Genomic DNA, 8,579 nt, shown 5'->3' on the forward strand with positions numbered 1-8,579 from the left:
CATTCACGACGGGCCAGTCTTCCCCTCCCCGCCTCCCGGCGCAGTGGTGTGCGCTACACCATTGGTCGGCGAGCGTGCGCGATCGCCCCGGTCACCCGCGGTTCGTAGTGTCACGGCCATGAAAAGAACGCATGCCTGGGGCAGCTCGCGCACCGGTCTCGTCGCCTTCCTGGCGATCAGCTTTGTCGGAGCGTGGATCACCATGATCCCTCTCTGGCTCGACGGCCTGCGTCGGACGAGCGCCGCGCAGGGGACGCCACGGCTCGCGGCGGTGTGCATGATCCTCATGATGCTGGTGCCGGCGCTGACCGCCTTCGGTCTCACCGCGCGCCACCGAGGGACGCGAGAGGCCGTGCGGCTCCTCGGACTTGCCAGGGCCACACCGTGGCGGCACGAAGTCCATTCCGTCGCGATCGCCGTCACGATCCCGCTCGGCCTCACCGCTGCCGGCCTGACCGTGGCCACACTCGCCGGCTGGTACACCCCCGCGCACCTCCCTGGGCCCGCCACCATCACGCCGCTTGTGCTGAGCGCGCTCATCTCCATTCCGCTGTATTTCGGCGAGGAACTCGGCTGGCAGGGCTACCTGCTGCCCCGGTTGTTACGCCATGGCAGGACGCGCGGCCTACTGATCGGCGGCGCGATCTGGGGGGCGTGGCACGTCCCGATGACCGCGCTCGGCGGAAGCTACCCCGGCCATCCGATGCTGCTGGGCATACCCGTCGCCGTGGTCACCGCCATGCTGCTCGGAACGGTGATCGCCACCATCCGGCTGTCCACCGGGTCGGTGTGGGCGGCCGTCGCGGCGCACCTGTCACTCAACGAGTTCGCGCTGCCGCTGACCCGCGGTATCTCGGCCCACCTGGTCGACCCACTGTTCGCAGGGCCGCTGAGCATCTCCACCTGGCCAGCGAGCGCCCTCGCCGTGCTGGGCATCTGGCTGACCTCCCGACGACGCGACGGGCACCACGAGCCCGGCCACGGCGCAGCGGTCGAGCAACGCGCGGCCGGCACACCGAGGTGAGCCCCCGCGGGTCCGTGTCCCGGAACGTCCGGGACCTCGGGCTCACTCGCTTGCCTGCAGACGGCGCAGGGCTACCTCGGAGTCCTGGTCGTCGGGCAGGTAGGCCAGGAAGTGGTGGCCGGGCTCGTCCACAGCGGCCAGTTTCACGTACTGCAGGCGCAATTCGCCTACGGCGGGATGCCGGAAACGACGGACCGAGGGCTCGAATCCGGCTGTCTCCCGGCGCTCGTACCAGCGGGCCGCGTCACCGTCCGACAGTAGCTCGCCGATCAGTTCGGCGAACCGGGGATCGTTCGGCCGGTGAGCGGCCCGTGACCGGAACTGGCCGAGCAGGGCGCGGGCCTCGTGTTCCCAGTCGGCGAGCAGGGTGCGCGCCGGCGGCCAGCGGAACACCAGCCAGAGGAGGTTGCGCTGCTTGGGGTGCAGCCGCGCCGGATCGGTCAGCAGGGCGGCATACCCGGCGTTCCACGCCAGCAGGTCCCAGTGCGGGTCGAGGACCACAGCCGGGTGCGGTGTCATGGCCTGCACCAGACCGAGCAGGTTGCGTGACACCCAGGTGGGAGCATCGGCGGGCGGCCTGCTCTCCTCCAAGAACGACAGCACGTGCGCGGTTTCCGCGGCGTCCAGTCGCAGCACCCGTGACACCGCGCGCAGCACCTGCTCCGAGGTACGCACCCGGCCCTGTTCCAGCCACGTGTACCAGGAGACGCTGATCGCGGCGAGTTCCGCGACCTCGGCCCGCCGCAGCCCCGGGGTCCGGCGCCCCGGGGCCTCCGGCAGGCCCACGTCCTTAGGTTTCAGCCGCTCACGGCGGGACCGCAAAAAGGCCCCCAGTTCACGGCGGGGGGACTCGCCCGACGGCGTGAGGAGGGCGCTCACCATCCACCATGCCGGCGACCGGCCCCGGCCGGCGGTGCACCGTGGTCCGCAAACGGCGAGGTGCAGGTCTCCCGGGGCGACGGCCTGCCGCGCGTCATCGTGCCTCTCCTTAGGACAACGGGCGTCCGCCCGAACGCGGCGCTCCCTCGTGATGCTGCCGTCACCAGCGGCGATGCCGAAGCGGCAGGCTGTGAGTGATGGTAATAGCCAGCGGTCTGTGCGCCGCATGGCCCGGTGCTGAACTGGTGACAGACCGCCTCCGCCCAGGAGCGGTTCTCTGTCACCCGTTCTCGTCGAACCCTTCAGGAAGGGAGCGGCCACCCCGTGACCACCACCGCGTCGACACCGGTGGCGACCTTGCCGGCGTCCTCTCTGCGCCTGCTGCGCACCGCTGGATTCGTCAGCAATTTCGACCGCTTCTGCATCGCACCCATGCTGGTTCTCATCGGTCCGCAGCTCGGAGCTCCGCTTCCCACGGTGGTGCTGGCTGCGAGCGGCTACTACCTCGCCTACGGGCTGATGCAGCCGGTGTGGGGAGTGGCCAGCGACCGCTGGGGCCGTGTGGAGGTGATGCGGGTGTCGCTGGCGGGCGCGGCACTGGCCGCCTTTGCCTCGGCCCTCGCTCCCGACGCCCCTGTGCTGATCGGGGCCCGCGCCCTGGCCGGGGCCTTCTTCGCCGCCTCCATCGCCACCTCGTTGACGTACGTCGGCGACACGGTGCCGTCCGCGACACGCCAGCGCCCCCTCAGTGAGCTGACGACCGCGTTCGCGCTCGGCACCGCCGTGGCCACGGTCGTCGCCGGAGCGCTGGCGCATTACCTCACCTGGCGGCTGGTGTTCGCGCTGCCCGGTGTCCTCGCCGCCTACCTGTCGGTGGTCCTGCGTCGTCTGCCGCAGCCCGAGCGGGTCCGCTCCGGATCACTGCTGGCGCCCTTCCGCGTGGTCCTGTCCTCCCGGTGGCAGTGGTGCGTCATGACCGTGGCGATGCTGGAGGGAGCGGTGCTTCTCGGCTTTCTGACCTACCTGGCCCCGGCCCTGGAGGCGCACGGAGTTCCCACCACCTTGGCCGGCGCGGTCGCGGCCCTGTACGGGGTCGGTTCCATGGCGGCGGCGCAGGTGGTCATACAGCTCGTCGGACAGTGGTCGCCGGTGCGCCTGATCGTGGCCGGCGGGGTGCAGATGGATCTGGCGTACCTCCTCGCCGGCTACAGCCAGTCCACCGGGGCGCTCGTCGTGGTCGCGCTGCTCCTCGGGGGCGGCTGGTCCTTCATGCACTCCACGATCCAGTCATGGGCGACGGCCCTGTCGCCGACGGCCCGCGCAACGGGCGTGGCCATGTTCGGCGTAGCCCTCTACGTGGGCAGCGCCGTGGCCACCGGACTGGCGGCCTCCACAGCTCAAGCGCACGACTACCGCTCCCTGTTCTGGCTGGCGGCGCTCCTGACCGTGCCCCTGACAGTGGCCGCGGCGGCGGGCCGGGCCCGCTACCGCTGAGGGTGCCTCGCCTACGTGCCCGCACAGCCCACGGGTCCCCCAGCCCGGAGCAGCCGCAGGGCACCGGCGTTCATCCGGGAGCCCGCCAGGAATACACCGAAACCCGGTCGGCTCGCCACGCCTCCGCCGAACATGACCTCGGCGTGTGCTTGAGGGACGACGGGCCGTTCAGCCGACACACAAGGAACCGGCACCGGCGCCTGTCAGGGGCAAGCATGCGTGCTGCTCGCACTGTACGGCTGCCGAGGGATGGGGGCTCAACGAACGGCCAGCAGGCTGTACAAAAGGGGGATCCGCGGCTCGGGCAACCGCCACCAGCCAGCGTCCGTACGGACCATCCGCGGCCAGCGCGGCCAGGGAAGCTCGTCGCTCTCCCGCAGTCGCCGGACGTCCATTCCCGCATCCGTCAACGCGTTCACGACCTCACCGATTCCGTGCATCCACTCGTAACTGTCCGTGGCGCCCTCGACGGCCGGGCCGTCGGTGTAGGTGTAGGTGGCATCCCGATGCACCGGACCGGAGCCGCCCAAGTAGTCGTGGCGCAGCAGCAACTCCGGCCCCTCACCCGGACCGGGTGTCGGGCCGAGCGCGTTGAGCAGCGGGTGGAACTCGACGACGTACAACCGCCCGCCCGGCCGCAGAAGCCTGGCCACGACATCCGCCCACCGATCGAGGTCCGGCAGGTAGCACAGGGCGCCCTTGCCGGTGTAGACGACGTCGAATTGCCGGCCCTCGAGCGCCGTCACGGCGTCGTACACGTTGGCCTGGACATAGGTCACGTCGAGGCCCGACTTCGCGGCGAGGTCCCGCGCGGCCGTCACGGACGCCGCCGAGAAGTCCAGGCCGACAGCCCGGGCGCCACGCCGGGTGAGGGCGAGCGTCTCCGTGCCGAGGTGGCACTGGAGGTGCAGCACATCCCGGCCGGACAACTCGCCGAGGTCCTCCCACTCGAACGCGGCGAACCAGCGCTCCGGATGCAGGTCCTCGTCCAGGCCGTAGAACCGGCTGGTGACGTGGACCGGAGTGCGGGCGTCCCAGTTCGCCTGGTTGGCGCGCATCAGCCGCGCGTGCTCGGCAGAGGTCATGAGGACATCCAACCGCGCCCGGGCCGTGCGCGGGGGAGGAAAACCGGAAATGCTCGGACCGGTGCCGCTCCGGACAAGAGGCCATGCCACGTGGCTGAGCCCCGTGTCTGCGCTCGACGCCGCCGTCGTGCGGATGACGCAGCCGCCTCGCCCGGACATGGAGACTGTGTGTCTGTGAGTGATTACCCTGGCTCTTCTGGCGACTGGAGGACGTCACGACCGCGCACAAGGTGGTCTCCGGGGCGTCGCCGCGGCCGAGCGGGCGACGCCTACTGCTCGGTGTCGTCCGGGACATCGTGGTCCCGATCGCGTTGTACTACGGCCTGCGTGCCGCCGGCGTCAGCGTCTTCGTCGCGCTGCTGGCCGGTGCCTTCGTGCCGGCGCTCACCACGGTGGTGCAGTGGCTGCGCACCCGCAGCCTGGAGGGTATGGCGGGCTTCGTCGCCGGGACCATGTTGCGCGGCATCGCAGCCGCGCTGGTCAGCGGCAGCCCCCGGTTCATGCTGGCCAAGGACGGGTGGCTGACCGGTGTGGCCGGGCTCTGGTTCCTGATCTCGATCGGGGCCCGGCGCCCGCTGCTCTTCCACGGCGGCCGCCCTCTGTTGGAGGGGCGGTTCCGATCCGACGGCACGTCCTGGGATGTGCTGTGGGAACGCGAGCCGGCCTTCCGGCGGATCTGGCGGGTCTCGACTGCGATCTGGGGCTCGACGCGAACGCGGAGTGGCTCACCGTGTTCCAGCTACCCACCTACGCCCCAGACCTCAACCCGACCGAGGGCGTCTGGTCGCTGGTCAAGCTCGACATCGGCACCCTCGCCGCTGCCGACCTCGGCCAGATCACCCGAGCCGTGAAGCGCAAGCTCAAGAAGCTGCAGTACCGACCGGAGGTCATTGACGGCTGTCTCGCCGGCACCGACCTGACCCTGGCCCTGTGAGCGTGTCGACTGTTTTCGGGCGGCGGAACCGAAATTGTTCGAAACGCAAAGCTGCTGGTCAGCTACGGTGACCGCATGACTGGGAGCCTGCCCGAAGACGTAGCCGACGTGCTTGACCTCGTCCTGAACCAGGACGAGGCCGTTCACGTCGCCCTCCGACGGCAGGTTCCCCATCTGAAGGTGCAATCCCGCTGCAAGTGCGGTTGCGGAACCGCCTATTTCGAACTCGACACCGACGAGGTGGAACCCGCGGCGACGGGCCCGGGCACCGTCGTGGCTGCCGACGTACAGCTCTTCACCGAAGCTGGCGACTGCCCTGGCGAGGTCCTGGTCTTCGCGCAAGGCGGCTACCTCTCGTGGCTGGAGGTCTGCTCTTGGAGCGACGACGTAGAGGTGAATCTCGCCGCGGCGCGCCGCTGGCTCCAGCCACCCTCGTGGACCCGAGCCACAGCATCTGGGGGTCTCGGGCCGTAATGCTGCTCCGATCCGAGCGACATCACGGGTTCAAGTTCAGTACATCACCGAGGTGCCGGAAGTTTAGCGTTTCGGGTCAATAAGGTGACGGGCTCAGACGAAAGGAGCGCGCAAGGCAGGCAACGGCCTGGCGCGCGCGCAGACTTCGAACCCGCGACGGCTCAGTTACCGGTGAAGGTGATCAGGGTCAGCGTGGCCCCACCAATGTTCCCGGTGCACCCGTTCCGGTCGAAGTAGTACTTGCGGTTTGCGGCATCCGTCACATACCCCGTGTAGTTGCCGTGGGAGCACGCAACCCCGGCATTCTCGATGTGCATCCAGCCCACCCAGCCACTGGAGTTGTTACCGTCCCAGACGTAGCAGTAGTCGCCGCCCTTGGAGTTGACCACGACGACGTTCGACAGGTTGCACGTGGAGTTCACGACCAAGGCGCTGGCCGGGGTTGCGGCGATGAAGCCGGTGGTGACGAGGCCAGCCGCCATCAGTCCGGTTACCAGCTTGCGGACGAGGTGCATACGGACTCCTCAATTCCGCTACCCGCCCCCTGCGGGTAGACCTCGAGCAGCTAACCACCCCCCGCGCATGACAACAAGACCGTCACAGGGACACTCGGAAGCTTCCTTTGTTTTGACCGAAACGCTAAATTTCCGGCACCTCGGTGATGTGCTGAACTTGATTGGGTGATGTCGGTCAGCTGTCCATGATCAGGCCGGTGCCGGTGAGGCAGCCATCGACGAGGTGCGGGCGGTACTGGATCTGCTTGGGCTTGTGCTTGACGGATCGGGTGAGCTGGTCGGGATTGGCGGCGACCAGGTTCCCGATGTCGCGCTTGACCAGCGACCAGATGCCGTCGGTCGGGTTGAGGTCCGGCGCGTAGGTGGGCAGTGGAAGACGGTCGGCCAGTGGGCGTTGGCCTCGAAGAACGCCTTGAGTGGTGGCACGAGGTGGGTGCGGGCGTTGTCCCGGACGAGTACCGACCGGGCCGCCGAGCCGGATGCGGGCGCGGACGATCAGGTCGCGGAAGTCTCGCCATCCGAAGCCCTTCGGCTCGCCCTTGCGGCCCCGGTACTCGCGGATCGCGTAGATCAGCCGGGATCGTTCACCGGGCTTGTAGCAGGCCATGCTCACCATCGACACCGTCCGGAGCCCCGGCCGCGGCCACGGACGACGGGTGTCTGTCCGACGCGGCTCCAGGTCCTGGCGCGCGGCGGAGTCATCGACTGCCCGGCCTCGTCCTCGAAGACGATCCAGGCGCCGCGACCCGCCGCGGTGCTCTTACCCGCGGCCAGACCTCCTTCCTCCACAGCTCCACCGCCGCGTCGTCGCGCTCGATCGCCCGCCGGGCCGGCTTCTGCCACGACCGGCCGTGCCGCTTCAGCAGCCGCCAGCTGCCCTCCACCGTGTAGGTCATGTGGATCAGCCGGCCGATCAGCCTCTTCACCCGGGCCAGCGTCCACCGCTGGTCCGTCCAGCCGTGAACCAGCGGGCCACGCTCCAACTCCCGCTCCAGCCCGGCAATCTGGGCCGAACTGAGCCTCGGCCGCCCCGGCGAACCCTTCGACAGGACCCCGGCCTCGCCCCGCTCGCGCCACTACCGACGCCCTCGCTCCACCGACCGCTCGCTGACCCGCAGCGCGGCAGCGATCTCCCTGTTCTTCTGTCCGCCCTCGAAGCGTTCCACGGCCTGCAGCCGGACCCGTTCCCGCGCGGTCCTCCCAGCGTCGTCAACCCGCCGCCCTGCGCGTATCCCACGGTTCAGGGCTGCCGGAGCATACCCGCCACTGTCAGGCAAACAATCCGGAGGGCAATCCGTCCCCTGGCGGGGCGCCCGTTGGGCCGCCAGCGGAATGAGCCAGCCGCGGGCGGCCGTCATCTTCGGCACACGGACGGTTGGAGGCGGCAGGAGAAGCAGGCCCTACACCGAAGAAGGGGGAAGCCCGGCACAGACCAGGGCCTGTCCGGCGGATCATGCAGGGCGGGCCACTGGCGCTGAATCGCTGTAGCGATGCCGGAGAAGGAGCTGGGTGGAGCAGGTTGGGTCCGTCGATAAATACCTCGACATCGGTCGCGGTGATCGGGGACGCTTCGCGCGATGACCAGAATCGACGACACCCCGACCGCGTGGGACGAGCGCACCCAGCTCACCACGTTCCTCGACTACGCACGTGACACCGCCCGCGCCAAGTGCGCCGGCGTCTCCGCGGACAACGCTCGCAAGGCGCTCCTGCCGGGCTCACCGCTGATGACCATGAGCGGACTGATCAACCACCTCCGCTGGGTCGAGTACTACTGGTTCCAAGTGGTCTTCCTCGGCGAGGAAGACCGGGGCCCCTGGACCGAGGAGGACCCCGACCGCGAGATGCGTATCGCCGTCGACTTCCCGCTCACGCAGTTGCTCGACGAATACGCTGAACAGAGTGCCCGCTACCGCGAACTGGTCGCCGGGAACGGCCTGGACAAGCAGGCCCAGCGAGCCGTCCGCGACGGCCTCCACGTCGACCTGCGCTGGATCCTCCTCCACCTCACCGAGGAGACGGCCCGCCACAACGGCCACCTGGACATCCTGCGCGAGATGCTCGACGGCACGACCGGCGACTAGGGTCCGTCTTCAAACGGATCTTGCCCACAGCAGGAACGACGCGAGGGTGACCGCCGCTTCGTAGGAAGCGGCGGTCTTCTCGTATCTGGT

At 69.3% G+C, this 8,579-nt stretch carries 7 protein-coding genes and 3 pseudogenes; 6 read left to right on the forward strand and 4 right to left on the reverse strand.

The features are described from left to right. Positions 1 to 118: 118 nt before the first annotated feature. Positions 119 to 1,024 (forward strand): CPBP family intramembrane glutamic endopeptidase, encoded by a 906-nt coding sequence (locus tag ACWCV9_RS36865; protein WP_450793300.1) that lies wholly within the window; start codon positions 119 to 121, stop codon positions 1,022 to 1,024. Positions 1,025 to 1,066: 42 nt separating this feature from the next. Here ACWCV9_RS36865 and ACWCV9_RS36870 read toward each other — a convergent pair whose 3' ends face one another. Further along, positions 1,067 to 2,131 (reverse strand): helix-turn-helix domain-containing protein, encoded by a 1,065-nt coding sequence (locus tag ACWCV9_RS36870; RefSeq protein WP_450793302.1) that lies wholly within the window; start codon positions 2,129 to 2,131, stop codon positions 1,067 to 1,069. A 96-nt stretch (positions 2,132 to 2,227) separates the two neighbouring features. On the opposite strand from ACWCV9_RS36870, the gene ACWCV9_RS36875 reads away from it, so the two are divergent. Further along, positions 2,228 to 3,397, forward strand: coding sequence for an MFS transporter (locus tag ACWCV9_RS36875; protein WP_450793304.1), 1,170 nt, complete (start codon positions 2,228 to 2,230; stop codon positions 3,395 to 3,397). A gap of 257 nt (positions 3,398 to 3,654) precedes the next feature. Here ACWCV9_RS36875 and ACWCV9_RS36880 read toward each other — a convergent pair whose 3' ends face one another. After that, positions 3,655 to 4,482, reverse strand: coding sequence for a class I SAM-dependent methyltransferase (locus tag ACWCV9_RS36880; RefSeq protein ID WP_450793306.1), 828 nt, complete (start codon positions 4,480 to 4,482; stop codon positions 3,655 to 3,657). 296 nt (positions 4,483 to 4,778) lie between these two features. On the opposite strand from ACWCV9_RS36880, the pseudogene ACWCV9_RS36885 reads away from it, so the two are divergent. The 3 genes and pseudogenes from ACWCV9_RS36885 to ACWCV9_RS36895 all read left to right on the forward strand — a co-directional run. Further along, positions 4,779 to 5,132 (forward strand): annotated as a pseudogene (locus ACWCV9_RS36885) (VC0807 family protein); the annotation flags it as partial. A 59-nt stretch (positions 5,133 to 5,191) separates the two neighbouring features. Continuing rightward, positions 5,192 to 5,416, forward strand: a pseudogene (locus ACWCV9_RS36890) (transposase); the annotation flags it as partial. Positions 5,417 to 5,491: 75 nt separating this feature from the next. Continuing rightward, on the forward strand, positions 5,492 to 5,890 hold the full coding sequence (locus tag ACWCV9_RS36895) for a hypothetical protein (RefSeq protein ID WP_450793308.1): 399 nt from the start codon (positions 5,492 to 5,494) through the stop codon (positions 5,888 to 5,890). A 161-nt stretch (positions 5,891 to 6,051) separates the two neighbouring features. Here ACWCV9_RS36895 and ACWCV9_RS36900 read toward each other — a convergent pair whose 3' ends face one another. Further along, on the reverse strand, positions 6,052 to 6,405 hold the full coding sequence (locus ACWCV9_RS36900; RefSeq protein WP_450793310.1) for a hypothetical protein: 354 nt from the start codon (positions 6,403 to 6,405) through the stop codon (positions 6,052 to 6,054). A 175-nt stretch (positions 6,406 to 6,580) separates the two neighbouring features. Beyond that, positions 6,581 to 7,642, reverse strand: a pseudogene (locus ACWCV9_RS36905) (IS630 family transposase). Positions 7,643 to 7,982: 340 nt separating this feature from the next. Between ACWCV9_RS36905 and ACWCV9_RS36910 the strand changes: the two are divergent. Beyond that, positions 7,983 to 8,489 (forward strand): DinB family protein, encoded by a 507-nt coding sequence (locus ACWCV9_RS36910; RefSeq protein WP_450793312.1) that lies wholly within the window; start codon positions 7,983 to 7,985, stop codon positions 8,487 to 8,489. Positions 8,490 to 8,579 lie beyond the last annotated feature (90 nt).

This window comes from Streptomyces sp. NPDC001606 (genome assembly GCF_053596835.1).

What these genes read in the sequence shown, in the direction of transcription:
- ACWCV9_RS36865 (WP_450793300.1), top strand. Translation starts at nt 119, where the DNA reads ATGAAAAGAACGCATGCCTGGGGCAGCTCGCGCACCGGTCTCGTCGCC.
- ACWCV9_RS36870 (WP_450793302.1), bottom strand. Translation starts at nt 2,131, where the DNA reads ATGCGGCGCACAGACCGCTGGCTATTACCATCACTCACAGCCTGCCGC.
- ACWCV9_RS36880 (WP_450793306.1), bottom strand. Translation starts at nt 4,482, where the DNA reads ATGACCTCTGCCGAGCACGCGCGGCTGATGCGCGCCAACCAGGCGAAC.
- ACWCV9_RS36895 (WP_450793308.1), top strand. Translation starts at nt 5,492, where the DNA reads ATGACTGGGAGCCTGCCCGAAGACGTAGCCGACGTGCTTGACCTCGTC.
- ACWCV9_RS36900 (WP_450793310.1), bottom strand. Translation starts at nt 6,405, where the DNA reads ATGCACCTCGTCCGCAAGCTGGTAACCGGACTGATGGCGGCTGGCCTC.
- ACWCV9_RS36910 (WP_450793312.1), top strand. Translation starts at nt 7,983, where the DNA reads ATGACCAGAATCGACGACACCCCGACCGCGTGGGACGAGCGCACCCAG.